The organism is Saccharopolyspora elongata (genome assembly GCF_004348985.1).
Taxonomy (GTDB): Bacteria; Actinomycetota; Actinomycetes; order Mycobacteriales; family Pseudonocardiaceae; genus Saccharopolyspora; species Saccharopolyspora elongata.
Genome location: NZ_SMKW01000055.1, coordinates 26,563 through 50,851, shown reverse-complemented (window position 1 = coordinate 50,851; position 24,289 = coordinate 26,563). Strand labels below are relative to the sequence as shown.

The 24,289-nt window shown below is 71.6% G+C and carries 26 protein-coding genes, 1 tRNA gene and 1 pseudogene; 16 read left to right on the top strand and 12 right to left on the bottom strand.

The genetic code is table 11. The features are described 5' to 3' along the window. The first annotated feature begins 18 nt into the window (after positions 1 to 18). Complete coding sequence (locus E1288_RS31760) at positions 19 to 906, top strand: Gfo/Idh/MocA family protein (RefSeq protein WP_132491818.1); 888 nt, start codon at positions 19 to 21, stop codon at positions 904 to 906. A 152-nt stretch (positions 907 to 1,058) separates the two neighbouring features. On the opposite strand, the gene E1288_RS31755 is transcribed toward E1288_RS31760, so the two are convergent. Beyond that, positions 1,059 to 2,129 carry a hypothetical protein gene (locus E1288_RS31755; protein WP_235883936.1) on the bottom strand — a complete coding sequence of 357 codons (1,071 nt, stop codon included), beginning with the start codon at positions 2,127 to 2,129 and terminating at the stop codon, positions 1,059 to 1,061. Between the two features lie 27 nt (positions 2,130 to 2,156). Then, the gene (locus E1288_RS31750) at positions 2,157 to 2,771 is read right to left on the bottom strand and encodes a hypothetical protein (protein WP_235883935.1); all 615 of its coding nucleotides are present in this window, start codon (positions 2,769 to 2,771) and stop codon (positions 2,157 to 2,159) included. Positions 2,772 to 2,847: 76 nt separating this feature from the next. Here E1288_RS31750 and E1288_RS31745 point away from each other — a divergent pair, with 76 nt between their 5' ends. Continuing rightward, positions 2,848 to 3,102 (top strand): hypothetical protein, encoded by a 255-nt coding sequence (locus tag E1288_RS31745; RefSeq protein WP_132491814.1) that lies wholly within the window; start codon positions 2,848 to 2,850, stop codon positions 3,100 to 3,102. Positions 3,103 to 3,133: 31 nt separating this feature from the next. Here E1288_RS31745 and E1288_RS31740 read toward each other — a convergent pair whose 3' ends face one another. The 3 genes from E1288_RS31740 to E1288_RS31730 are packed head-to-tail and all read right to left on the bottom strand — an operon-like array spanning position 3,134 to position 4,128. After that, positions 3,134 to 3,592, bottom strand: coding sequence for a RidA family protein (locus E1288_RS31740; RefSeq protein WP_132491812.1), 459 nt, complete (start codon positions 3,590 to 3,592; stop codon positions 3,134 to 3,136). Position 3,593: 1 nt separating this feature from the next. Beyond that, positions 3,594 to 3,752 (bottom strand): DUF4177 domain-containing protein, encoded by a 159-nt coding sequence (locus E1288_RS31735; RefSeq protein WP_093267385.1) that lies wholly within the window; start codon positions 3,750 to 3,752, stop codon positions 3,594 to 3,596. A 46-nt stretch (positions 3,753 to 3,798) separates the two neighbouring features. After that, positions 3,799 to 4,128: a rhodanese-like domain-containing protein gene (locus E1288_RS31730; RefSeq protein WP_132491810.1), complete on the bottom strand. Its 330-nt coding sequence runs from the start codon at positions 4,126 to 4,128 to the stop codon at positions 3,799 to 3,801. On the opposite strand from E1288_RS31730, the gene E1288_RS31725 reads away from it, so the two are divergent. From E1288_RS31725 to E1288_RS31715, 3 genes are all read left to right on the top strand, one after another. Then, positions 4,084 to 4,371 carry a hypothetical protein gene (locus tag E1288_RS31725; RefSeq protein ID WP_132491808.1) on the top strand — a complete coding sequence of 96 codons (288 nt, stop codon included), beginning with the start codon at positions 4,084 to 4,086 and terminating at the stop codon, positions 4,369 to 4,371. The genes E1288_RS31730 and E1288_RS31725 overlap by 45 nt on opposite strands. Positions 4,372 to 4,447: 76 nt before the next feature. Next, entirely contained in the window at positions 4,448 to 5,446 is a 999-nt protein-coding gene (locus E1288_RS31720) for an ArsA-related P-loop ATPase (protein ID WP_132491806.1), read from the top strand. Next, positions 5,443 to 6,582: an ArsA family ATPase gene (locus E1288_RS31715; RefSeq protein WP_132491804.1), complete on the top strand. Its 1,140-nt coding sequence runs from the start codon at positions 5,443 to 5,445 to the stop codon at positions 6,580 to 6,582. The genes E1288_RS31720 and E1288_RS31715 overlap by 4 nt, the downstream gene beginning before the upstream one ends. Positions 6,583 to 6,639: 57 nt before the next feature. On the opposite strand, the gene E1288_RS31710 is transcribed toward E1288_RS31715, so the two are convergent. Continuing rightward, positions 6,640 to 6,939 carry a WhiB family transcriptional regulator gene (locus E1288_RS31710; RefSeq protein ID WP_010307833.1) on the bottom strand — a complete coding sequence of 100 codons (300 nt, stop codon included), beginning with the start codon at positions 6,937 to 6,939 and terminating at the stop codon, positions 6,640 to 6,642. A gap of 247 nt (positions 6,940 to 7,186) precedes the next feature. Here E1288_RS31710 and E1288_RS31705 point away from each other — a divergent pair, with 247 nt between their 5' ends. The 4 genes and pseudogenes from E1288_RS31705 (at position 7,187) to E1288_RS49130 (ending at position 13,057) form a co-directional block, all read left to right on the top strand. Continuing rightward, positions 7,187 to 9,601: a penicillin-binding protein gene (locus E1288_RS31705; RefSeq protein WP_165968362.1), complete on the top strand. Its 2,415-nt coding sequence runs from the start codon at positions 7,187 to 7,189 to the stop codon at positions 9,599 to 9,601. 163 nt (positions 9,602 to 9,764) lie between these two features. Continuing rightward, positions 9,765 to 10,550, top strand: a complete 786-nt coding sequence (locus E1288_RS31700; protein ID WP_235883934.1) for a siderophore-interacting protein — start codon at positions 9,765 to 9,767, stop codon at positions 10,548 to 10,550. Positions 10,551 to 10,731: 181 nt separating this feature from the next. Then, positions 10,732 to 11,379: pseudogene (locus E1288_RS49135) on the top strand (AfsR/SARP family transcriptional regulator); the annotation flags it as partial. Positions 11,380 to 12,268: 889 nt separating this feature from the next. Beyond that, entirely contained in the window at positions 12,269 to 13,057 is a 789-nt protein-coding gene (locus tag E1288_RS49130) for a hypothetical protein (protein WP_235883938.1), read from the top strand. On the opposite strand, the gene E1288_RS31690 is transcribed toward E1288_RS49130, so the two are convergent. Both E1288_RS31690 and E1288_RS31685 read right to left on the bottom strand, forming a co-directional pair. After that, positions 13,041 to 13,937 carry an alpha/beta fold hydrolase gene (locus E1288_RS31690; protein WP_132491802.1) on the bottom strand — a complete coding sequence of 299 codons (897 nt, stop codon included), beginning with the start codon at positions 13,935 to 13,937 and terminating at the stop codon, positions 13,041 to 13,043. The two genes, E1288_RS49130 and E1288_RS31690, sit on opposite strands and share 17 nt — an antisense overlap. Before the next feature lie 178 nt (positions 13,938 to 14,115). Beyond that, positions 14,116 to 14,586, bottom strand: coding sequence for a GatB/YqeY domain-containing protein (locus E1288_RS31685; protein ID WP_132491800.1), 471 nt, complete (start codon positions 14,584 to 14,586; stop codon positions 14,116 to 14,118). 83 nt (positions 14,587 to 14,669) lie between these two features. Here E1288_RS31685 and E1288_RS31680 point away from each other — a divergent pair, with 83 nt between their 5' ends. From E1288_RS31680 to E1288_RS31655, 6 genes are all read left to right on the top strand, one after another. Further along, positions 14,670 to 15,632: a metallophosphoesterase gene (locus tag E1288_RS31680; RefSeq protein ID WP_132491798.1), complete on the top strand. Its 963-nt coding sequence runs from the start codon at positions 14,670 to 14,672 to the stop codon at positions 15,630 to 15,632. A gap of 51 nt (positions 15,633 to 15,683) precedes the next feature. Continuing rightward, positions 15,684 to 15,757: transfer RNA gene (locus E1288_RS31675), tRNA-Pro, on the top strand. A 176-nt stretch (positions 15,758 to 15,933) separates the two neighbouring features. Continuing rightward, entirely contained in the window at positions 15,934 to 16,167 is a 234-nt protein-coding gene (locus tag E1288_RS47305; RefSeq protein WP_165968361.1) for a TetR family transcriptional regulator C-terminal domain-containing protein, read from the top strand. 68 nt (positions 16,168 to 16,235) lie between these two features. Further along, on the top strand, positions 16,236 to 17,501 hold the full coding sequence (locus tag E1288_RS31665; RefSeq protein WP_132491794.1) for an amidohydrolase family protein: 1,266 nt from the start codon (positions 16,236 to 16,238) through the stop codon (positions 17,499 to 17,501). 51 nt (positions 17,502 to 17,552) lie between these two features. Further along, positions 17,553 to 18,035, top strand: a complete 483-nt coding sequence (locus tag E1288_RS31660; protein ID WP_132491792.1) for a DUF1203 domain-containing protein — start codon at positions 17,553 to 17,555, stop codon at positions 18,033 to 18,035. A gap of 48 nt (positions 18,036 to 18,083) precedes the next feature. Further along, complete coding sequence (locus E1288_RS31655; RefSeq protein ID WP_132491790.1) at positions 18,084 to 19,919, top strand: S9 family peptidase; 1,836 nt, start codon at positions 18,084 to 18,086, stop codon at positions 19,917 to 19,919. Between the two features lie 287 nt (positions 19,920 to 20,206). Here E1288_RS31655 and E1288_RS31650 read toward each other — a convergent pair whose 3' ends face one another. Beyond that, the gene (locus E1288_RS31650; protein WP_132491788.1) at positions 20,207 to 20,704 is read right to left on the bottom strand and encodes a DUF1059 domain-containing protein; all 498 of its coding nucleotides are present in this window, start codon (positions 20,702 to 20,704) and stop codon (positions 20,207 to 20,209) included. Beyond that, positions 20,689 to 21,366, bottom strand: a complete 678-nt coding sequence (locus E1288_RS31645; protein ID WP_132491786.1) for a class I SAM-dependent methyltransferase — start codon at positions 21,364 to 21,366, stop codon at positions 20,689 to 20,691. Before E1288_RS31645 ends, E1288_RS31650 begins: the two co-directional genes overlap by 16 nt. 147 nt (positions 21,367 to 21,513) lie before the next feature. Between E1288_RS31645 and E1288_RS31640 the strand changes: the two genes are divergently transcribed. Further along, complete coding sequence (locus E1288_RS31640; RefSeq protein WP_235883933.1) at positions 21,514 to 23,364, top strand: glycoside hydrolase family 35 protein; 1,851 nt, start codon at positions 21,514 to 21,516, stop codon at positions 23,362 to 23,364. A 191-nt stretch (positions 23,365 to 23,555) separates the two neighbouring features. Here the strand turns inward: E1288_RS31640 and E1288_RS47300 are convergent, their stop codons facing one another. Both E1288_RS47300 and E1288_RS31635 read right to left on the bottom strand, forming a co-directional pair. Next, positions 23,556 to 23,729: a hypothetical protein gene (locus E1288_RS47300; RefSeq protein ID WP_165968360.1), complete on the bottom strand. Its 174-nt coding sequence runs from the start codon at positions 23,727 to 23,729 to the stop codon at positions 23,556 to 23,558. 5 nt (positions 23,730 to 23,734) lie between these two features. After that, on the bottom strand, positions 23,735 to 24,244 hold the full coding sequence (locus tag E1288_RS31635; RefSeq protein ID WP_132491784.1) for a GNAT family N-acetyltransferase: 510 nt from the start codon (positions 24,242 to 24,244) through the stop codon (positions 23,735 to 23,737). Positions 24,245 to 24,289: the final 45 nt, after the last annotated feature.

Below are 24,289 nucleotides of genomic sequence, written 5' to 3'. Positions count from 1 at the left end.
CAACGGCACCATTGCGGCATGGACGAAGCACTGCGAGTCGGCGTGGTCGGAGCGGGTCCCTGGGCGCACCGGGTGCACGGACCCGGCTTGTCCGCGCACCCGGGAACGCGGTTGGCGGCGGTGTGGGCGCGGCGACCGGACGCGGCCAAGACCTTCGCCGAGTCGTACGACGCGGCAGTCGTCGACGGCTTCGACGAGCTGCTCGAATCGGTCGACGCGGTGGCCTTCGCGGTTCCGCCCGCGGTGCAGGCCGAGCTCGCGCCGCGGGCCGCTCGCGCGGGCAAGCACCTGGTGCTGGAGAAGCCGCTGGCCGCGGATCCGGCCGGTGCCCGCGAGATCGTCGAGGCGGTGGACGAGGCCGGGGTGGCCGCGCTGCTGATGCTCACCCGCCGGTACGCGCCGGAGGTGCAGGAGTGGCTGGCCGGCGTGCGCGGGCTGGACGGTGTGCAGGGCGGCACGGGGCGGTGGCTCGCGGGCGGGCTGCTGGCCGGCGACTACGCCGCGTCGGAGTGGCGCCAGCAGCAGGACGGCGCGCTGATCGACGCGGGGCCGCACGCGATCGACCTGCTCGACGCGGCGCTCGGCGAGATCGAGCAGGTGCACTTCGCGCACCGCAGCAGCGACGGCCTCTGGCAGCTCGTGTTCGGCCACGACGGCGACCTGACCAGCACGTTGACCCTGTCGCTGCGGATGCCGGTGCAGCCGGCGATGGTCGACTTCGCGGTGTACGGCGAGCACGGCCAGGCGCCGCTGCTCGGCCGCCGGACCGCCGCGCGCGAGTGCTACGCCCGGATGCTCGACGACCTCCTCGCGATGATCCGCGAGGAGCGCACGGAGCACCCCTGCGACGTCCGCCGGGGCCTGCACCTGCAGCAGATCATCGCCGACGTCCTGGCGGCGGTGTAGCCGCCGGGCCGCGGTTCTCTCACGACGTGGGCGATGACTGGTTCGGAGCGGCGTTTCTGTAGGTGGGCGGCCGTGCGTGTTTTTTGTCGCTAAAGCAGCACAAGACGCGCACGGCTGGTGCGACCAGATAAAACGGCGCTCCTGGCGGTTGGCTAGGAGCGCTGCTGCTGGGGCGAGTAGGCCTGGTTGTTGGCCGGGGCCGCGCCGATCGGCGGGAAGCCGCCGGTGCCGCCCGGCATGGTGGACGTCCAGCCCTCCTCGCCGTTGTTCGCCCCGTTCTGCCGCCGCGACCCGCCGGAGCGGTCCTGCTCTCGCTGCGCGAGCTCCTCGTGCAGCTTGCGCAGCAGGTTGCGCTCCCGGTCGGTCAGCTTCGCGTCGACCGCCGGCGGCACCCGCATGGCGTTCGCCTCGGCTTGCGCCTCGGCGGCCTGCGCCAGCGCCGTCTCGTGCTCCGGCTGGCTCACCGGCTGCGCCGGCTGCGGGATCGAGCGCTCCGGCTCCGCCGGTCGCTCCTCCACCGCCCGGCGCTGCGGCTCCGCCGCGCGCTGCTGTTCCACAGGGCGCTCGACCGGTCGTTCCTCCCGGGCCGGGCGCTCCACCGGCGGCGCGGGTGGCGCGTCGAGGCGGACGCGGTGCGCGGCCGCGAGGGCTTCCCGGTGGTATTCGGGCAGTTCAGCGCCGCTGTCGAAGACGTCGACGGAGCAGTTGATGCCGGCCCGGCGCAGGGCTTCGATCAGCTGGTAGGCCACCGCCGTGGTGGAGCCCTCCGGGCTGACCTCGGCGAGCAGGATGCGCCGGGGCACCGCGCCGTAGCTGGCGCCGGCCGGCGTCGTCCGCGAGGCGCACCACAGCCCGCGCACGCCCTGGAGCCGTGCCGCGACCGGCGCGAGCGCCGCCACCAGGTCTCCGTCGTCCTCGGCCGGTTCGCCGAACCGGTGCTCGTCGATCGGCACCGAGTCGACCACGTTCACCCGGTCCGCGAGGACGTGCGTCGAGCGGGTCTCGTCGAGGACCCGGCGCAGGTGGTACTGCTCGCTGGAGGTCACCGGGATGCGGCCGGCCAGCAGGCAGCCGGTGAGGTATTCGGCCGCGGCGCCTGGCTGGCCGATGCCGAGCAGTTCGCGGGCCGAGTTGATCCCGTCGTCGTCCACCCGGCCTGTCATGGCCAGCAAGAGGTTGTGCAGCCGGTCCACCGGCCCGGCCCCCTCAGCCACGTCCACCACGCACGCCTCCTTCAGGATGTCGGCCGCTCAACCGCGGCGGCCGGCGAGTTCTTCGGCCCCCGTGCACACCAGCGCCGACTCGGCGAGCGCGGCGTGGTGGTACGCGGCGGGTTCCAGGTCGGGCGGGAGCACCTCGACGCAGGGTTCGGGTTCGCCGAGCGCCCGCAGAACGCGCTGGATCTCCCCGGTCAGGCCGACGACGTCGGCGGACGCGGTCACCAGCACGACCAGCTTCGCCGCGCCGCCGTCGGTGCGCCGCCAGCTGCTGCGCACCTCGCGGACGCCGGGGCGGCCGCGCAGCGTGGCGCCGAGCACCAGCACCGCGGAGTCGCTTGCGCTGTCCGCCGGCCGTTCGCCGCTGAAGGTGTACTGCGGGGCTTCGGCCGGGTCGACCGGGAGGACCGCGTTGACCATCGCGGGGTCGGCGCCCAGCGGGGCCAGCGCGTTGGCCAGCAGCTGGTGTTCGGCGTCGTCGAGCGCGATGCGCTCCCGGACGAGCGTGCCCGGCAGCATCCGCGCGACCACGTCGGCGGCGTCCCCGGCCAGCCAGTCGCGGAAGCGCCACAGGTGCCGGTCGGGCAGTCGGCCGGCGAGCCGGAGAAGTAGTTCGTGGCACAGCAGATCGGTTTCGCGCACCGCCACGTCGGCCCCTCCCAAGGCTCGTACTCCATCGACGCGGGTGTCGCTCGCCGCCCCCCGACCAGCTACACCCGTCCAGGTGAACTTTGGCCGCGACAACCGGATCAATCAAGCCCTTGAACGGTCTTTTCGCGACACACTGGAATCGATCTACCCCTATTCGGGTTACGCCAGATCTGACGAACCCGACCAGGAGATGATCGCAGCGTACTGGTCGAAGGCGGCACCGCGCGTCCGAGCCGCCGAAATCGGGGCCGGCGATATTCGCCGACGACCCGCCGTGACGTGTACGAAACGCGGCGTCACCCGAAATCGGGCAACGCCGCGCAAATGACGTAGCGGACGGCCATTCGGCCGCACTCCGCCTATTCGACCTCGACGATCAGCTCCACCTCGACCGGGACGCCGAGCGGCAGTTCGGCGACGCCCACCGCCGAGCGGGCGTGCTGCCCGGCCTCGCCGAAGATCTCGCCCAGCAGCTCCGACGCGCCGTTGACCACACCGGGCTGCCCGGTGAAGCCCTCGGCCGAGGCCACGAACCCGACGACCTTGACGATCCGCACCACCGAGTCCAGGCCGACGAGCGCGTCCACCGCGGCGAGCGCGTTGAGCGCGCAGATCGCGGCGTGCTGCTTGGCCTCTTCGGCACTGATCTCCGCGCCGACCTTGCCGATCCCGGCGGGCTTGCCGGCGACCATCGGCACCTGGCCGGACGTGTAGACCAGCGAGCCGGTGCGCACCGCGGGCACGTAGGCCGCGACCGGCGGCACCACCTCCGGCAGCGGGACACCCAGCTCCGCGAGACGATCCGTCCATCGACCCATGTCAGGCCCCCTTCGGCCGCTTCAGGTAGGCCACCATCTGCTCGCCGGTCGGGCCGGGCAGGACGGAGACCAGCTCCCAGCCGTCCTCGCCCCACTGGTCGAGGATCTGCTTGGTCGCGTGGATCAACAGCGGAACCGTCGCGTACTCCCACTTCTGCATGCGTGCAGCTTAGGAGACCGGCCGCCCGCGCTCCGCGCCGCCGCGCTCACGCTCCGGTCTTGACGGGCAAGCCCGCCTCGACCCAGTCCTGAATGCCTTCGCGGTACTTGCGGACGCCGGTGTAGCCGAGCCGCTCCAACCTCGTGGCGACGGCCTGGCTGTTGCCGCAGGCGGCGTTCGAGCAGTAGACGACGATGGCGGCGCCCTTGTCCGGCAGCAGCTCGCTCGCCTTCTCCTCGACGTGGCCCTCGGTCAGCGCGATGGCCCCGGGCAGGTGCTGCTGCTCACCGGACCGCCGCCGCTCGGTCCCGGGGCTGCCGACGCGGCACGCGTGCTGGCCTTCCTCGACGCCTACGTCGACTACCTGGCCGAGCACCTGGAACTGGTCCGGCTCTCGGAAACCGCCGCGCCGGGCGCCCGGTACCGCATCGGTTCCTACCGGTTCTGGCACCGGCACCTGACCCTCCGCTGCGGCGCCGCAGCGGATCCGGAGTACCTCGCGCACGCGCTGCTGGCAGCGGTCGACGCGGACCTCAACTTCGCCCTGCGGGAGGCGGACTACAGCTGGGCGCGGCTGCGCGCGGGCGTCCGCGACCTGGCAAAGCACGCCCTTCGCTGATCGGCGCCGATCCCGCGGCGTGGCGGGAGTTCGCGGTCGGCAGACATCCGGGGAACGCGGCACTTACGCTGATCGTGTGACCGACTGGGACGGGGAACTGAATCACGCCCGACTGCACGTCGTCAGCGGTAAAGGCGGCACCGGCAAGACCACCGTCGCCGCCGCGTTGGCCCTCGCCCTGGCCACCGGCGGCCACAAGGTGCTGCTGATCGAGGTGGAAGGCAGGCAGGGCATCGCCCAGCTCTTCGACACCGCGCCGCTGCCCTACGCCGAGGAGTGGATCGCCGCGGCGCCCGGCGGCGGCGAGCTCCGCGCGCTGGCCATCGACGCCGAGGCGGCGCTGCTGGAGTACCTGTCGATGTTCTACAACCTCGGTTTCGCCGGTCGCACGCTGCGCAAGATGGGCGCGATCGAGTTCGCCACCACGCTCGCGCCGGGCCTGCGCGACGTGCTGTTCACCGGGAAGATCAAGGAATGCGTCGGCCGGACCGACGAGCGCGGCCGCTACGTCTACGACGCGGTCGTGGTCGACGCGCCGCCGACCGGCCGGGTGGTCAAGTTCCTCGACGTCACCCGCGCGATGGCGGACCTCGCCAAGGTCGGGCCGATCCGCGACCACAGCGACGGCGTGGTGCGCCTGCTGCACTCCAGCGACACCGTCGTGCACCTGGTGACGCTGCTGGAGGAGCTGCCGGTGCGGGAAACCCTGGAGGCGGTGGCCGAACTCGACACCGCCGACCTGCGACCGGGCGGCGTGGTGTGCAACCGGGTCCGGCCCGACCGGCTGCCGGCCCGCTCGGTCGCCGCGGCCGCGAGCGGCCGGGTGGACGCGGAGCGGGTGCGCGCCGGGCTGGCCGCCGCCGGGCTCAAGGTCGACGACGAGACGCTGGACGGGCTGGTGCACCAGACTGTCGAGCACGCCATCCGGACGCAGACCGAAGACGCCGCACGCGCGCAGCTCGCCGACGCCGACCTGCCGACCGTCTCGCTGCCCGATCTCACCGGGATCGACGTCGCCGAGCTCTACGAACTCGCCGAGATACTCAACGAACACGGCATCCGGAGCCCACGATGAGCGAACCGCTGCGACCCGCGCAGGTCGACGTCGACGCGTTGCTGGACGACCCGAACACGAACATCGTCGTCTGCTGCGGGTCCGGCGGCGTGGGCAAGACGACCACGGCGGCGGCCCTCGCGGTGCGCGCCGCCGAGCGCGGCCGCAAGACCGTGGTGCTCACCATCGACCCCGCCAAGCGGCTGGCCCAGGCGCTCGGCCTGCGGGAACTCAGCAACCAGCCCAAGCAGGTGGTGCTGGAGGACTTCGAACCGGCCGGCGACCTCAACGCGATGATGCTGGACATGCGCCGCACCTTCGACGACATGGTGCTCGCGCACGCCGGCCGGGAACGCGCCGAGCAGATCCTGAACAACCCCTTCTACCAAACGATCTCCACGTCGTTCTCCGGCACGCAGGAGTACATGGCGATGGAGAAGCTCGGCCAGCTCTCCGCCACCGGCACCTGGGACCTCATCGTGGTGGACACCCCGCCGAGCCGGTCGGCGCTGGACTTCCTGGACGCGCCGCAGCGGCTGTCCACCGTGCTCGACGGGCGCCTGATCAAGATGCTGTCCAGCCCGGCGCGGGTCGGCGGCAAGGGCCTGCGCAAGATCGTCGGCGCGGGGTTCGGGCTGTTCGCGAAGGCCGTGTCGACCGTGATCGGCGGGCAACTGCTGGCCGACGCCGCCGCATTCGTGCAGGCCTTCGACTCGACCTTCGGCGGGTTCCGGGAGCGCGCCGACCAGACCTACCGGCTGCTGCGCTCCCCCGGCACCGCGTTCCTGGTGGTCGCCGCGCCGGAACCGGACGCGCTGCGGGAGGCCGCCTACTTCGTGGAGCGGCTGGCCGGGGAGGGGATGCCGCTGGTCGGCCTGGTCGCCAACCGCACCCACCCGGTGCTCGCCGGGCTCGCCGGCCCCCGGGCGACCACCGCCGCCGAAGAGGTGGAGCAGGCCGACTCGGCACCGCTGGCCGCGGCGGTGCTGCGGGTGCACGCCGACCGCGTCGCGGTGGCCGAGCGGGAGAAGCGGATGCTCGCCCGGTTCACCCGGGCCCATCCGGAGGTGTCGCTGATCGGCGTTCCGGCGCTGCCGTCGGACGTGCACGACCTGGCCGGACTCCGGGAGATCGGCCGGCGACTTGCCGGTGAATAGCAGAAGTCGGTTCGGCCAATCCGCCGTGGCGAATTGGCCGAACCGACCTCGAACGGACTAGCTCACTTGGTACTCGGTGAAATCGGCGTAATCCTGCCGGGCGGCTTCCAGCAATTCCCGCCAGTTCCGGACGTCGGGCCGGCGCCGCAACAACGCACGCCGCTCCCGCTCCGTCATTCCGCCCCACACACCGAATTCGATCTTGTTGTCTAGCGCCTCGCTGAGGCACTCGGTACGGACCGGGCAGCCGAAGCAGACCATTCGCGCCTTGCGCTGCTCGGCGCCCCGGACGAACAATTGGTCCGGATTCTGGTCACGGCATGCGGCGTTAACCCGCCAGTCCCCCTGCTCGAACATAGAGTTCCCCCAGCTCCTCACTGGATCGTCGGCGACCGTTTTCGTCCGGAGCCCCCCGGCACCGGATGTTGTGCTCAGAACTGCTTCAACCACAACAGTGCTGTCGCTGGACGTAGACGGACTGTAGAGCCCACTGGTTCCACAACCAACCAACGGTTGTCGCTCCGTTATCTTTCTTACTCATCACATCGGGCGGATCTACGCCGTGACACTCCGTCACGAAGCAACCCCGATTTACCCTGGCGAAGTGCGTGTCCGAGACGGCTTGTTGAAGTTGTTCGGTCTGTGTGTGCTGGCCGGGGTCCTGGTGGCCGGCCTGCTGTTCCCGGCGGCGGGATCACTCGGAGTGGTCTCCAACCGCGCCAGCGACGCGGTCAACAGCATCTCCGCCGACCTGATGACCAAGGAACCGCCCCTTGTGACGACCGTCACAGACCGGGATGGGTTGCCCATCGCGTACCTCTTCGACCAGAACCGGTCCCCGGCCCAGCCGGACCAGATCGCCGACACCATGAAGGCGGCGATCGTGGCGATCGAGGACCGGCGGTTCTTCGACCACCACGGCGTCGACTGGGCTGGCACCCTCCGCGCCGCGGTGACCAACCAGATGTCCGGCGCGATCGCCCAGGGCGGCTCGACGCTGACCCAGCAGTACGTGAAGAACTACATGGTCCACGTGGTCGCCGGCGGCGACCCGGTCAAGCAGGCCAAGGCCATCGAGCAGACCCCGGCCCGGAAGCTCCGCGAGATCCGGATCGCGCTGCAGCTGGAGAAGCAGCTCAGCAAGGAGGACGTGCTCACCCGGTACCTCAACGTGGTGCCGTACGGGAACCAGGCGTACGGGATCGCCTCCGCCTCGCGCACCTACTTCGACACCACGCCCGACAAGCTGACCATCGCGCAGGCCGCGCTGCTGGCCGGCATGGTCAACAGCCCGAGCGCGCTGAACCCGCAGAACAACCCCGGCGAAGCGCTCAACCGCCGCAACCTGGTGATCAAGGCGATGGAGGACCAGCGCCGGATCACGCCGCAGGCCGCGGAGGAGGCCCGCAACTCGCCGCTCGGCCTCGTGCAACCGCTGCGCAGCCCGCCCAACGGGTGCGTCGGCGCCGGGCCGTCGGACGGCTTCTTCTGCAAGTACGTGATCGACTACCTGGAGCGCGCCGGGTTCACCGAGGAGCAGCTCAAGCGCGGCGGCTACACCATCCGCACCACCCTCGACTCGCGCGCCACCGACGCGGCGAAGGCCGCCGCCGAGCGCGGCGTGCCGAAGACGACCAAGGGCGTCGCCAACGTGATGAGCGTGGTGGAGCCCGGCAAGGACAAGCACCGGGTCCGCGCGCTGGTCGCCAACCGCGACTTCGGGCTCGACGCCGCCAAGGGCCAGACCGCGTACGCGCTGCCCAGCGGCGTGATCAAGTTCGGCGCGGGCTCGATCTACAAGGTGTTCACCTCGGCGGCGGCGCTGGAGAAGGGGATGGGCATCTACAACACCATCCAGGCGCCGGGTTCCTACACGTCGTCGGTGTACAAGAACGGCACCGCGCCCTACACCGTCGGCAACGCCGAAGGCGTGCGGCCCGGCCCGCGCACCCTGCAGATGGCACTGGCGACCTCGCCGAACACCGGTTTCGTGGCGCTGCAGGAACGCGTCGGGCTCCCGCAGACGGTGGACATAGCGGCGCGGCTCGGCATGCGCGAGACGCTGCTCAGCCACACCGCGGGCGGTGATCCGCTGGCGCCCGGCGGGGCGAACGGGCTGTCCCAGGCCGACCAGGTCAAGCAGCGCAACATCGGCGCCTTCACGCTCGGCTACGCGCCGACCAGTCCGCTGGAGCTCAGCAACGTCGCCGCCACGATCATGAGCGGCGGCGTGTGGTGCCCGCCGACGCCGATCGAGCAGATCCTGGACCGCAACGGCAACCCGATGTCGATCACCGAGGACCCGTGCGAGCAGGCGGTGGACGAGGGCCTGGCGAACGCGATGGCCGTCGGGATGAGCCGCGACGACCAGCCGGGCGGCACCGCCTACGCGGCGGCCAACGGGGCCGGGTGGACCCGCCCGCTGGCCGCCAAGACCGGCACCACCGAGGCCCACCAGTCTGCCGGATTCCTGGGTGCCACCCCGCAGTTCGCGGGCGCGGTGCTGACCTTCAGCGACGGAACCTCGCCGCAGGGCATCTGCGACTCCGATCCGCCGCGGTTGTGCGGGGTCAACGGCGGGAACATCTACGGCGGCAAGGTGCCGGCGCGGACGTTCTTCGACGCGATGAAGGTCATCCACGAGGGCCTGCCCGTGCTGCCGCTGCCGCCGACGACCGGCCGGTACGAGAACGGCGGCGACGAGTTCCAGGTGCCCAACGTCGTCGGCATGGACCGCAAGCGGGCTTCGGAAACGCTGCAGAAGGCGGGCTACCAGGTCCAGGAGCGCTCGGTGAGCAGCACGCGCAAGCAGGGCACGGTGACCAGCCAGACGCCCCGCGGCTTCGCGCTGCCGGGCGAGATCGTGACGATCTCGGTGAGCACCGGGTACGTGCCGCCGCCGTCGCCGGAGAGGCCGCCGCCCGGCTCCCCGCAGCAACCACCGCCGCAGCCGCCGGGCGACCGGCCGCCGCAGCAGCCGGAACAACCCGTGCTGCCGCCGGGCATCTTCCCGCCGTGACCGACCGGTGCGGGCGTCTTCGAACCGAAGGCGCCCGCACTGCTTTTCGGCCCAGGTCTCGTGAGCGTTTTGGATCGTCATGGCGATCCAAAACGCTCACGAGCCGCAGGCCGCACCCGCCATGCGGGTCGAGCCCGAGAGCGGGCTCTTTAGACTCGGAGGCGTGACGAACACGCAGGCGAGCACCAGGCGCGCGCGATCCCGGTACCGGCTGCTGGACGTGCGGTCGACCGAGCGCATCACGCCTCGGATGGTGCGCGTCACGCTCGGCGGCTCGGAGCTCTCGGACTTCGTCAGCAACGGCAGCGACCAGCGCATCAAGCTGTGCCTGCCGCAGCCCGGCCAGCCGATGCCGCTGGGCCGGACCCGCGCCGAGGTGTTCGCGCTGCCCCGCGAGCAGCAGCCCCGGCAGCGCACCTACACCGTCCGCTGGTTCGACCCGCAGCGGCAGGAGCTGGCAATCGACTTCGTCGTGCACGACCACGACGGGCCGGGCAGCACGTGGGCGACGCAGGCCGCGCCCGGCGAGCGGATCGTCACCGTCGGCCCCAGCCCCGCGTACCGGCCGCAGCCGGACGCCGATCCGCTGGTGCTGGTCGGCGACGAGACGGCGCTGCCGGCGATCGCGGCGATCCTGGAGGAGCTGCCCGCCGAGGCCCGCGTGCAGGTGTTCGCCGAGGTCGCCGATGCCGCGGAGGAGCAGTCGCTCGGTTCCGCCGCCGACGTCACCTGGCACTGGCTGCACCGCGACGGCGTCCCAGCGGCCGACAGCACGCTGCTCGTGGATGCGCTGCGGTCCGCCGAGCTGGACCCGGACCCGCACGTGTGGATCGGCGCGGAGGCCGACGTGGTGCACCAGCTCCGCGAGCACTGCCAGCGGGAACTCGGCCTGGACCGGCGCCGCCTCTACGCCCTCGCCTACTGGCGCCGCAACGCCGCAGGCGACTGACGCTCGCCCGTGCTTCTGGGGTTCGCAGTTTCAATTGGGGTTTCCAACCTCGATTTGCGTGGCGGTGCGGGTAGCGGAACCTCAGAGGCTCCCTGGACTGTGGATGCCCCTCCTGATTTATGTCCAAGCTCAATTGAAACTGCGGAGCCCGGTGCGGCGGGTGGCTGGCTAGCCTGGTTCGGTGATCGCGGAGTTGGCCCTGTTGTCCCGGGTTTCCTTCCGGGGCCGGGAGATCACCGGTCCTCGGCTGCGCGGGCTGCTCGCCCTCCTGGCGAGCGATCTCCGCACCGGCTGCAGCACCGCTCGCCTGCTCGACGGGCTCTGGCCCGAGGAACAGCCGGAGAATCCGGCCAAGGCGCTGCAGGTCCTGGTGTCCCGTGCCCGCGCTCAGCTGGGCTCCGAGGTGATCGCGCGGACCCCGACCGGGTACCGCCTGGCGATCGGCGAGGACCAGGTCGACGCCTCCGCCGTCCGGCTCTGCGCCGCCGCCAGCGCCCGGCACTCCCGATCCGGCGATCACGCCGCAGCCCTCGCGCACGCCGAGGCCGGACTCGCGTTCTGGGACGAATCGCCGAGCGGCGAAATGCTCGACGACCCTGTTTCGGCGCTCCGGGCCGAGCGGGCGTCGGTGCACCGGTCGCTGGTGCGCGCCCGCGCTCTTGCGCTGTCGCGGCTGGGCCGCCACGCCGAGGCGGTCGAGCCGCTGGCCGAGCTGTTCCGCGCGAGGCCGAGGGATGAAGAGATCTTGCTGGAGCTGCTGCGCTGCGAGGCTGCGACGGCCGGGTCGCCCGCAGCGCTGTCCAGGTACGAGTCGTACCGCCGGTCGCTGCGCGACGAGCTCGGTTCTGATCCCTGCCCCGCGCTCCAGGAACTGCACAGGCAGCTGCTGCGCGGGCAGGCTCCCGTCGTCCGGCGCGGCGTGCGGCACGAGCCCAATCCGCTGCTGGGTCGCGCCGATGACATCGCCGCGGTGGAGAGCCTGCTGCGCTCGTCCCGGGTCGCCTCGATCGTGGGCCCCGGCGGTCTCGGCAAGACGCGCTTGGCGCACGCGGTGAGCCGCCAGGCACAGCAGCGCGTCGTGCATTTCGTAGCGCTCACCGGCCTCACCGCCGACGACGACGTCGTCGGCGAGGTCGCGGCGGCGCTCGGTGTCGGGGAACGGGATGGGCTCCTCGGGATCGCCGACGTCCTGGACCGCGGTTCGGCACTGCTGGTGCTTGACAACTGCGAGCACGTGATCGACGGCCGTCTCGACGGGCTTCCGCTCGCCGTGGAGCTGGCCGCGGCGCGGGTCCGGGCCATGTCGGTCGCCGAGATCGCCCGCCGCCTCGACGACCGCTTCGGCCTGCTGCGCGGCGGGGCGCGGGATGCTCCGCGCCGGCACCGAACGCTGCAAGCCGTGGTCGACTGGAGCTGGAGCCTCCTCGAACCTGCTGGGCAGGCCGCCATGCGCGCGTTGTCGGTGTTCCCCGGCGGATTCACCGCCGATGCCGCGCGGGCGCTGCTCGGCGAGCCCGACGTCCTGGAGGAACTGGTCGACCAGTCGCTGCTCAAGGTCACCGACACCGCTTCGGGTACGCGCTTCCGGATGTTGGAGACGGTGCGCGAGTTCAGCGCGGCCCGGCGCGATGCGGCCGGCGAAACCGACCTCGTACTACCCTCGCCTCCTCCGCCGCCGCCGCGCCGGCCCCGCCCACGGCCGGGTCGGATCGCTTGCCATGCAGGTCGAGCGGGGCGAGCAGGCGCGGCACCACCTGCGGGCCGCGCTGGGCGCGCTGGAGGAGATCGGGGCGTGGTCCGACGTGACCCAGCTGCGCTGGGCGATGGTGCTGGCCAACCTGCAGCTCGGCGACGTCGACGAGGCCGAGCAGTGGCTGGCGCTGACCGAGCAGAACCGGGCGGACGACACCGTCGCCGAGCTGGTGCCGGACCTGGCCGGACGGGCGGAGATCTCGCTGGCCCGCGGCGACGTCGACGCCGGCCTGCGCCTGTGGCGGCGGGCCGCCGACCGGCTCCGGACAGCGGAGAGCCAGGTCTTCCGCGACGACCCGCGCGGCCTGCGGCCGTGGACCGTGGAGACCCGGGCCGTCGCGGTGATCGCCCACGCCCAGCACGGGCGGCTCGACCTCGTCGCGGACATCGCCGGGGAGCTGCCGCGCACCCTGACCGCGATGCTCGCCGAGCCCCTCGCCAGGACGTCGCCGCACCTGGAGGACTTCCCGATCTGCGGCACGCTCCTGCTGGCCTTGGCCTGGGTGGACGTCACCGGCGATGCGCGGGCGGCCGAGTACGGGGCTCGGCTGATCGCCCTGGCGGAGCGGTTCCGCTTCCTGCGGGACTACCAGCCCACCATGTCGCCCGCCGGAGTCCGCCGGGCGATCGAGCTCGCCGGCGAGCCGGCATACGCCGAGGCGGTGTCCGCGTATGCCGGCCTGAGCCGCGACGACCTGCGCGCCGCAGCGCTGGCCGCGCTGCGGGCACGCGATCAGCTCAGCGCAACCGGCTGAGCAGATCCCGGGCCGCTTCGACCACGGCGTCCGGGCGGTCGGTGTGGAGCGTGCTGTGACCGGCGCCTTCGAGCACGCGGTGCTCGCCGCGCGTGACCGAGTCGGCGAACGTCTGGAAGAGCTTCTGCTTGCTCTCGTTCAGCTCGCGCAGCTCCTCGTCGGACATGAACAGCGCCTGGCCGGGGTCGATCCCCACGCCGGTGAGCGCGATCAGCGGCACGTCCGGCCCGCCTCCCCCGGCCCGGATCTCAGCGGCGAGCTCGGGCACGTTGCTCCGCTGGTGGTTGTTGGAGTGCAGCCACTCGGTGGAGAGGTGACGTTCGACGAGCAGTTCGCGGAGCTCGTCCGGCCACGTGGCGAACATCTGCGAGAAGTAGGCGCGGAACTGCTGGAGCTGCTGCTCGTCGAGGTCGGGCAGCGGCTGGGTCGAATTCGCCAGGCGCATCGACTCCGGCATGTGGACGTCCCAGTCCTCGTGCAGGCCCTCCAGCCAGAGCAGGCCCGCCACCTCGTCGGGGAACAGCTGCGAGAAGCGGCGGGCGTAGGTCCCGCCGAGCGAATGCGCGGCGAGCACGTAAGGCCCGGGGATCTCGGCGGCGCGCAGCAGATCCCGCAGCTCGGTGGCGGTTTCGGCGGCGGTGCGCGGGAGCGGGAGCGGGTCGCTCCAGCCGGTTCCGCCGCGGTCGTAGATCACGCTGGTGGTGAGCTCGGCGACCCGCTGGTGGACGTTCAGGTAGTCCAGGCCGACGGCGCCGGCACCGGGCAGGAACACCACCGCCGGGCCGCCGGTGCCCGAGCGGTGCAGGAACAGCCGCCGCCCGTCCACCTCGTACCGGCGCCCCAGTGGTGGCGCGGTGCCCTCGTTCGGTTCGTGCTGCATCGTGACTCCTCTTCGCGTGGAACGGACCGAAGTCCATGACCACGCCGAGGATGCGGACGCGGGTTTCACCGCGGTATCACGACGGTTTCAGCAGGCACGGGGCCATGAGTGCTTTGGGGCGCTATGCCACCCCGAAACACTCACGGCCCCGTGACCAGCGAAAACACGACCTCGGGAGTCAGCCGGCCAGCTGGGCCTTGACCAGGGCCGCGACCTTGCCGCCCTCGGCGCGGCCCGCCACCTTGGCGTTCGCCGCCTTCATGACCTGGCCCATCTGCTTCATGCCCGGACGCTCGCCGAGCTCCCCCTCGACCTCCGCGACCGCGTCCCGCACGAGCTGCGCCAGCTCGTCGTCGCCGAGCGGCTGCGGCAGGTAGCGCCGCAGGATCTCGGCCTCGCCGACCTCGGCGTCGGCCTGCTCCGCACGACCGGCGCCGCGGAACGCCTCGGCGGCCTCGTCGCGCTTCTTTGCCTCCTTGTTCAGCACGCGCTGCACCTCTTCGTCGGTGAGCTCGCGCGCCTGCTTGCCCGCGACCTCCTCCTTGCCGACGGCGGCCAGCGCCATCCGCAGGACCCCGGTGACGACGGTGTCGCGTTGCTTCATCGCGGCGGAGAGGTCCGCCCGCAGCTTGTCCTTGAGCTCGGCCATGTGGTGATTATCCCGCTGACGGCCCGGCCGCCCGGCGTCAGGCCGAACGCCACCCGGGCCGGTGTCGTCGTAGGGTTGGTGGGGTGAACAAGTTCGGGCGGATTCTGCTCAGCACGGGCGCCCTCGGCGCCGCCGCGGTCACCTACTCGGCCGCGATCGAACGGCGCCACTGGACGCTCCGGCAGGCGACGCTGCCGGTGCTCGCCGAGGACGCGGCACCGCTTCGCGTGCTGCACATCTCCGACCTGCACATGACCCCGAACCAGCGGTCCAAGCAGCGGTGGGTGTCCGAGCTCGCCGAGCTGGACCCGGATCTGGTGGTCAACACCGGCGACAACCTGGCGCACCCGCAGGCGGTGCCTGCGGCGCTGCGCGCGATGGGCCCGCTGCTGGACAAGCCCGGCGTGTTCGTCTTCGGCAGCAACGACTACTACGGGCCGACCAAGAAGAACCCGGCCCGCTACCTGGTGCCGTCGTGGAAGGCGAAGCGGCTCCACGGGGAGCCGCTGCCGTGGCGCGACCTGCGGGCGGCGATGACCGAGCGCGGCTGGCTGGACGCGACGCACCGCCGGCACGAGATCGAGGTCGCCGGGATGCGGATCCACCTGGCCGGGCTCGACGACCCGCACCTGCACCTGGACCGCTACGACCTGATCGCCGGACCGGTGCCGTCCGACGCCCACCTGCGGCTGGGCGTGACGCACTCCCCCGAGCCGCGGGTGCTGGACTCGTTCGCCGAGGACGGCTACGACCTGGTGATGGCCGGCCACACCCACGGCGGGCAGCTGCGGCTGCCGGGCTACGGGGCGCTGGTGACCAACTGCGAGCTGGACCGGTCGCGGGCGCGCGGCGCGTCCACCTGGGGCGAGCACATGCACCTGCACGTGTCGGCCGGACTGGGCACCTCGCCGTACGCGCCGGTGCGTTTCGCGTGCCCGCCGGAGGCGACCTTGCTGACGCTGCTGCCCAGGACCCAAAAACCGGCTCCTACCAGGAATAACGCAGATAAGAGGACCCCGTTCGGAGCGGGTGAAAGCGTCCGCTAGACTATGATCCAGCGGTTGAACGAGCACCCGAGATGTTCACCGCTGGAAGATCGGGGTGTGGCGCAGCTTGGGAGCGCGCTTCGTTCGGGTCGAAGAGGTCGTGGGTTCAAATCCCGCCACCCCGACAGGCGAAAGGGCCTGGTCAGAGCTTCGAGAGAAGTTCTGACCAGGCCCTTTCTTCGTCGTCGAAAGCCCCTTGCGGGAGAAAGTTGGGAGAAGGTCTTGGGATCATCTCCCTTCGCCGCCTCCAGGCCGCGCCCGCAAGAGCGCATCCAGCGCGGCCACTGGTGACCCTGGCGACATGGCCAGCCGAGTGTCTAGCGCCGCTGGGCGGGACGCGCAGCAGTCGGGCGGGATGGCGGCCGACGCCGACGTCCCGCAACTGGTCTTCGAGCTCGCCGCGTTCCTGGAGATGGCCAACGCCGAGTCCGTCCTGCACGACGAGATCGCCTGCTACGCCAAGGCGGCGAACGCCATCCTGAACCGCCTGCGCGGCGTGGCCACCGACCCGTCCGCACTGCCGACCTCGCTGTGACGACTCCGGCTTCGCCGGGGCCGGAAATCTGTTGCGGGGTCGGCCCGGTCACCGGCAGTCTCCGCTTCGTGCTCGCCGATCTGCACCTGCACTTCCACGGTTGCGTCCGCCCGCGGGAACTCCTCGACCACCTGGCGCGCAGCGACCGGCTGCTTTGGGACTGGTACGAGTCCGAGATGCACGCCGCCTACGGCGTCGTTCCGCCGACGCGGCAGGTCGTCGAGCGCTACCGGCGCGGCGATGCCGCTGCGGCCGCGGAGTTCGCCGAGATCTTCGTGTTCGGCGAGCAGGACGCGGGCAATTTCGCGCGCTTCCAGGCCAAGGCGAATCTGCTGTGGGTGGCCGCGCACCAGGACGACCCGAGCCACCACATCGCCGAGTTCGCCACCGCGATTCGCGCCGACCACCGGCGCCAAGGCCTGGCGTACGCGGAGTTGCGCGTCAGCGCCGACATGCTGGCGATCGTGTGCGACGGCGGTAGCGCCGGCGAGCGCTTCGCGATCTCGCTGCCTCGTGCGGATCCCTGGAGCGAGTGGGATCGGGTTCGGGAACTCGCGCTGGGGCCGCTCGGGCATTCGTTGGTCGGCGTCGACTTCGGCGGCGTCGAGGAGGGCCATCCGCCGAAGGACCAGGCGGCCTTCTTCGCCGCGGTCCGCGACTTCAACGCCGCGCACCCGCATCGCGCGCTGGCGATCCTGTACCACGTCGGGGAGAGCTTCGGCGACAAGAGCCTGGAAAGCGCGGTGCGCTGGGTGCACGAGGCGGCCGGGCTCGGCGTGCACCGGTTGGGCCACGGCATCGCGCTCGGCGTGGAGCCCGCCATGTTCGGCCTCCACACCCGCACCGAATCCGTCGCGGAACGCCGCGACCAGATCGCCTACGACCTGCGCCATCGCGACGGGCTGCGCGCCGCCGGAGTCCCGGTCGATCCGGTCGCGCTGCAAGACGAACAGGATCGGCTCGTCGCGTTGCCCGGCACCGCCACCGTCAACGTCGAGTACGACGGCGCGCGGCTCGCGGAGGTCCGGCGCCGCCAGGACTACGCGATGAGCCGCGTCCGCTCGACCGCGGCGGTGCTCGAAGTGTGCCCGACGTCGAACCGGCGGGTCGCCGGGATCTCGGACCCGGCGCACCACCCGGTGCACCGGTTCCTCGCCGCCGGGTTGCCCGTGGTGATCTCCTCCGACGACCCCGGCATCTTCGACACCACGCTCGACGAGGAGCTCGACTGGGTCTGCGAGCACACCGGAGGCGGCGAGGAACTCCGGCGGACGCTGCTCCGGACCGCGTGGCGCAGCCGCGCCGAGGTGCTCACCGGGCGGCTTCCTGAGTGAGGCGGCCGTTTCCCGCCAGATTCCGCCGCTGGGGGCGACGACGATCGAGGTATGACCTTCCGCGTGTTGCCCATCGAACCTGACGTGCTCGACGAACTCCGCAAGCTCGATGACGCCGGGCGCGAAGTTTCCGTACGCATCGAAGACGCGAAGGACGGCGCTCCGCTGCGCTGCTGCCTGCGGCGCGCCCAGCCCGGCGAGCGGATCGCGCTCGTCTCCTATGCCCCGCTTCGGCGCTGGGCTCAGGAGACCGGGGCCGATCCGGGCGCCTACGACGAGGTCGGGCCCGTCTTCATCCACGCCGAGTCCTGTGACGGCCCGGCTTCTCCGGAGTGGCCCGAGGAACTGCGCGGCAGCCGACGCGTGCTGCGCGCCTACTCCAAGGACGGCCACATCCTGGGCGGCTGCCTGCTCGACAGGAACACCAGGCTCTCCGAGCGCACCGCCGAGGACCTCCTGATGGACCCGGAGGTCGCGCTGGTGCACGTGCGGGCGGTGGAGTTCGGCTGCTTCTTCTTCGAGGTCCGGCGCTGAGCGCCTGCCTGCTCCGCAGTCGGCCGCTCCATCGGGCAGTATCGGGGCGTGAGCACCTACCCCGAGGCGAAGATCCCAGAGAAGCTGTTCGACGACCCGGAGCGGGAGGCCCGCTGGCGGGCCCGGTTCAGCGCGCCCCGCGTGTCGCTACCCGACTGGGCGCGGGACGCCCCGCAACGCAGCCTGTACGTGTCGAACTTCAGCGGCACCTGGGAGATCTACACCTGGGACCGCGACGCGGACAAGCACCGCCAGGTCACTGACCGTCCACAGGGGACTTTCCACGGGACGTTGTCCGCCGACGGCGAGCAGATCTGGTGGTTCGACGACACCGACGGCGACGAGTTCGGCAGCTGGGTGGTCGAGCCCTTCGCCACCGGCGAGACCCGGCCCGCCCTGCCTGGCACGCACCCCGGGTACCCGGCGGGACTGGAGCTCGGTTCGTCGGTGATCGGCATCGGGATGTCCACCGACGACGGCGTGACGGTGTGGGTGGCGCGCGACGGCGGGCGGCCGGAGGTGCTCTACGAGCACGAGCAGGACGGCGGGCTGTCCGCGATGTCCTGGGACGAGTCGATGGTGGTGATCTCGCACTCCGAGCACGGTGACAGCCGCCACCCCGCGCTGCGGGTGCTGCGCGTCGACGGTTCCGAGGTCGCCGAGAAGTGGGACGGCCCGGGCAAGGGCCTGGACGCGCTGGCGTTCGCCCCGGTCACCGGCGACCCGCGGCTGCTGGTGCTGCACGAGCGGCGCGGCAAGGAAGAGCTGCTGGTCTGGGACGTCGCCGAGGACACCGAGAGCGAGATCAAGCTCGACCTGCCCGGCGAGGTCTCCGCCGACTGGTACCCGGACGGCAAGGCGCTGCTGATCGCGCACACCCACCACGCGCGGACCACGATGCACCGCTACGACCTGGCCGCGGACACCCTCACCGAGCTGCCGACCCAGCCGGGCACGGTTGCCGGCGCGTCGGTGCGCCCGGACCACTCGGTGGAGTACGTGTGGTCGTCGGCGGCGACGCCGTCGCTGGTGCGCACGGTCTCGCGGGACGGCGACGACCGGGTGCTGCTGACGCCGCCCGGTGAGCGCCCGCCGGGCTCGGAGGCCGTCACCGACGTCTTCGTGGAGGTCCCGTACGGGCCGAACGAGACGGTGCACGCGCTGGTGGCGCGCCCGGCCGACGCCGGCGACGGGCCGCTGCCGACGGTGTTCAACCTGCACGGCGGCCCGCACGCGGCCGACGAGGACCGGTTCTCCGCCTACCGGGCGGCCTGGCTGGACGCCGGGTTCGCCGTCGTGGAGATCAACTACCGGGGCTCGACCGGGTACGGCTCGGCATGGCGGGACGCCATCGAGGGCCGCCCGGGCCTGACCGAGCTGGCCGACGTCGCGCGGGTGCACGACTGGGCGATCGACGCGGGCCTGACCACGCCGGCGCTGAGCGTCGTCGCTGGCGCGTCGTGGGGCGGCTACCTGACGCTGCTGGCGCTGGGCACGCAGCCGGAGCGGTGGGCGGGCGGCGTCGCCGGGGTGCCGGTGGCCGACTACGTGTCGGCGTACGCCGACGAGATGGAGCCGCTGCGGGCCTACGACCGGGCGCTGTTCGGCGGCTCGCCGGAGGACGTCCCGGAGATCTACGAGAAGGCTTCGCCGATCACCTACGTGGACGAGGTGCGGGCGCCGGTGCTGGTGCTGGCCGGGGACAACGATCCGCGCTGCCCGATCCAGCAGATCCTGAACTACCTGGACCGGCTGGGTCGGCGGGAGATCCCGTTCGAGTTCTACCGCTACGACGCCGGGCACGGTTCGCTGGTGGTGTCGGAGACGCTGCGCCAGGTGGCGGCGGAGATCCACTTCGCCCGCCGCGCCGTCGGCCAGGGCTGACCCCTCCCCCGGCCATCCCACCCCACTGCTCCCCGGGTCTCGGAGGTCCGCAATTTCAATGGAAATCAGAGGTCCGATTTCCATTGAAATTGCGGAAGTTGTCCACAGCCACCGGGAGTTCTCCACAGGTATCGGCGTGTCGTGGTCTCGACACGCCGATCCCCGGTTTGCATTGGGGCTGGGGATCCGGTTCCAGACGGAGACCTGAGGTGCAGTTTCAATTGAAACCGCACCGGAACGGGACTCGGGTTCCGCGGGGTGGGGTGGCCGGTGACGTGGTGCTCGGGTCAGAGTCGTTCGGCCCGGACCACGTCGAGGTTGTGGAAGGTGGGCGCTTCGTCGCAGAGGTCCCTCATCTTGCGGGACAGCGCATCCGTTTCCGGTAGCCGGGAGTTGCGCATCGCCTCTTCGTAGGACGGGAATTCGACGAGTTCGTAGTAGCTGCCCGGGTGCTCGTGGTCCTGGGTGAGCACCGCGCGCTTCGCCGTGCGCTTGCCGCCGGTGGCTTCCTGCCATTCGTCCAGCAGCTCGTCGAGCTGGTCCCGCTTGCCGGTCTTGAACTCGATGAGCTGCACGAAGTTCATGCCGTCCGGCTCGCCGGCCGGGGTCTCGTCCTCCAGCAGTTCCCGGATCTGCTCGCGCAGCTCCGGGGTGTCCTCGTGCCGGTGCACCGTCACCGCGTGTTCGGTGGCGGCGCGCAGCACCTCTTCCTCCTCGCCGCTGATGGTGAGCGAGCAGTTGCTCTCGCTCGGGTACTTGCGGCAGTCCGCTATCTTCCTGACCACGGCGGATCTCCTGGTTTGCGAATCGGATTGCGCAGCCACGCGAGTTCGCGCTCGTACTGCGGGTCCGGGCGGGTGGCGATGCCCTGCACCAGCGGCGCGCGCACGTGCGCGGACGGCCAGTACCAGTCGGCGCGGCGCACCACCAAGCCCGCCCGGTAGAGCTGTGGCATCACCTCGACGTTGAGGCGGCAGCGCCGGCAGCCGCGCAGCATCTCCTGCGCCCGGTCCTGCGCCTGCCCCACGACGCCGGGCGCCCGGGTGTGTTCGAGGAACAGCAGTTGGCCGACCGGCCGCAGCACCCGGCCGATCTCGCTCAGCGCCGACTGCGGTTTCTCCGTGCTGCACAAGGCGAACCGGCAGACCACCACGTCGAAGGCGTCGTCCGGGAACGGCAGGTCCGCCGGATCGCCGTCGACGAACTCGGGGGCCAGGTCCGGGCGTTCGCTGCGCAGGTCCGGTTTGGCGCCGAGCATCGCGAGGTAGCAGATGTGGCGGTAGGCCAGCAGGTCTTCGAGGAGGAACGCGCCGATGTCCAGCACCCGCCCGGCGGCCCGCTTCCCGGTCAGCACCCGGAACCGCTCGATCATCTCGATCGGCGGTGCCACCCCGGCCCGCTTGTAGTGGCACACGGTGGCGGAACGGACGGCGTCGCCCGACGTCATGTCCGCAGCATGAGCACTCGCGGGGACAGATCGCCAGAGGCTTCCGGCCCGTGGTCGCTGGTCCGATCCGGTTGCACCCCTGGCCTACCGGTGCTCGAAGTCGCAAGAATCTAGGTCGTTTCGCGCAACATCGAAAAGGAGGCCGTGATGGGAAGCGTCAACCGGCGGGGATTCCTCGGCTCGCTCGCGCTCGGCGGCCTCGCCCTCGGCATGGTGGGCACCAACCAGGTCGTCGCGCAGGCCCAGCAGCGGTCCGGGCTGACCGTGCGCGGCGACGAGTTCCTGCTCGACGGCGAGCCGTTCCGGATCTTGGCCGGCGAGATGCACTACTTCCGCACCCATCCCGACCACTGGCGCAACCGGCTGGACCGGATGCGCGCGCTCGGGCTCAACAGCGTCGACACGTACGTGGCCTGGAACTTCCACGAGCCGCGGCGCGGCGCGATCGACTTCACCGGCTGGCGCGACATCGTCCGGTTCGTCGAGACCGCCGCCGAGGCCGGGCTGAAGGTCGTCGTCCGGCCCGGTCCCTACATCTGCGCGGAGTGGGACTTCGGCGGGCTGCCCGCCTGGCTGCTGGCCGACCCCGATCTGCCGCTGCGCTGCGACGAGCCGGCCTACCGCGACCTGGTCGACGAGTGGTTCGGCGAGCTGCTGCCCCGGCTGGCGCCGCTGCAGGCGACGCGCGGCGGCCCGGTGATCGCGTTCCAGGTGGAGAACGAGTACGGCAGCTACGGCAACGACCAGGCGCACCTGGACCACCTGCGGAACACCATGCGCGGCAACGGGATCGACAGCCTGCTGTTCTGCTCGAACGGGCCGTCGGAGTGGATGCTGCGCGGCGGGAACCTGCCGGACGAGCTGGCGACGGTGAACTTCAGCGGCGATCCGGCGGAACCCTTCGCCGCGCTGCGCCGGTACCAGCCGGAAGGGCCGTTGTGGTGCACGGAGTTCTGGGACGGCTGGTTCGACCACTGGGGCGAGCCGCACAACACCACCGATCCGGTCGAGACGGCCGCGGACGTCGAGAAGATGCTGGCAGCCGGGGCATCCGTGTCGCTGTACATGGCGGTGGGCGGCACGAACTTCGGCTGGTGGGCGGGCGCGAACTACGACGATGCGAAGGCCACCTACCAGCCGACGATCACCAGCTACGACTACGACGCGCCGATCGGCGAGGCCGGCGAGCTCACCGCGAAGTTCCACCGGATCCGCGAGGTCATCGCGCGGCACGAACCGGTCCCGGACGGCCCCCTGCCGCCGCTGCCGCCGCGACTTCCGGCGCAGCGCGTAAAGCCGGACGCGACCGCAGGGCTGCTGGAGTCGCTCGACGCGCTCGGCGAACCGGTCCACCGGTCGGCCCCGGTGCACATGGAGGCGCTGGGCCAGCCGTACGGGCTGATCCACTACCGGACGCGCGTGCAGGGCCCGCGCGAGACCGCCGGGCTCCGGGTGCGCGGGCTGGCCGACCGGGCGCTGGTCTTCGCCGACGGCGAGCCGCTCGGCACGCTCGACCGCAACGACCCGCAGGGTTCGGTGGAGGTGCCGGTGCCGCGCGAGTCGGTGCTGCTGGACCTGCTCGTCGACACCGGTGGCCGGATCAACTTCGGCCAGCGCCTCAACGATCCCAAGGGCATCACCGACCGCGTCCTGCACGGCTCGCAGGCCCTGTTCGGCTGGGAGATCCGGCCGCTGCCGCTGGACGACCTGTCCGGCCTGCGGTTCCGGCCCGGCGCCGCCCCGGCGGGGCCCGCCTTCCACCGCGCGACGCTGCGGATCGGCGAGCCCGCCGACGGCTTCCTGGCGCTGCCCGGCTGGGAGAAGGGCATGGTGTGGCTGAACGGTTTCCTGCTCGGCCGCTACTGGTCGATCGGCCCGCAGCGCACGCTCTACGCCCCGAGTCCACTGTGGAGGAAAGGGGAGAACGAGCTAGTCGTGCTGGAGCTGCACCGGCCCGGCGGCTCGGTCGAGCTCCGCCCGGAACCCGACCTGGGCTGACCAGCTTTGGGTCGCTGCAGAGGCCGTTTGTCCCACTCGCCGGCGCGAGTCGTGGCCCTGCAGCAGTGACGGCGATTTCGCGCGAAATCGTCGTTCCCCAGGCGTGCGGGGCGGCGATTTCGCGCGAAATCGTCACCCTGACCCGAACGAGACCGCCTCACCGCATCCGCACCGCGCGGGCCGTTCCTGCGTCAGTCGGGGCGTTGCCCGGGGAGCACTTCGCCGCGCAGGATCCAGGCGTCGCCGCGGCGGATCCAGTGCAGCGACTCCGGTTGCGGCGGCCAGGCCAGCAGGTAGCGGTCGTACAGGTCGTTCATCGTCCGCACGTGCTCGGCCACCGCGCGCAGCCAGGTTCTGGTCCGCATGGCCGTCACCCCAATTCGAGGTCGTACCTCAGCTCCTCCAGCCGGTGGCCCCACTGCCGGACGGGATTTCGTTCGGTGCAGCGGAATCCCGCATCCAGGTACAGCCGGGCGGCCGATTCCAGCGAGCCGACCGTCCACAGCTTCACGCGCTCGAAGCCCTGGTCGCGCGCGTGATCGAGCAGGGCGTGCAGCAACTTCCGGCCGACCCCGGCGCCTCGCGCGGCCGGTGCGACCAAGAACCAGCGGAGCTGCGCGACGCCGTCGCCTTCGTCGGTCAGCGCGACCGTGCCGACGACCTCGCCGCCGCGCTCGGCGACCCACAGCCGGCCGGGTTCGGCGCCCGGCTCGTCCCGGGCTTCGCCCAGGGCGGCGGCGAAGGCGGCGAGCCAGTGCGCGACGTGCGCCTCGAAGCGTTCGTCGAAGCCGTGCTCGCGCGCGTAGAGCTCGCCGTGCATGGCGAGCACGGCGCCCAGATCGCCGGGGCGCGGGCCGATCCGGATGGTGATGTCGGGCATGCGGAGCTCCAGCCGCGTGAAACAATCGTTTCAGTCGTAGGCTAG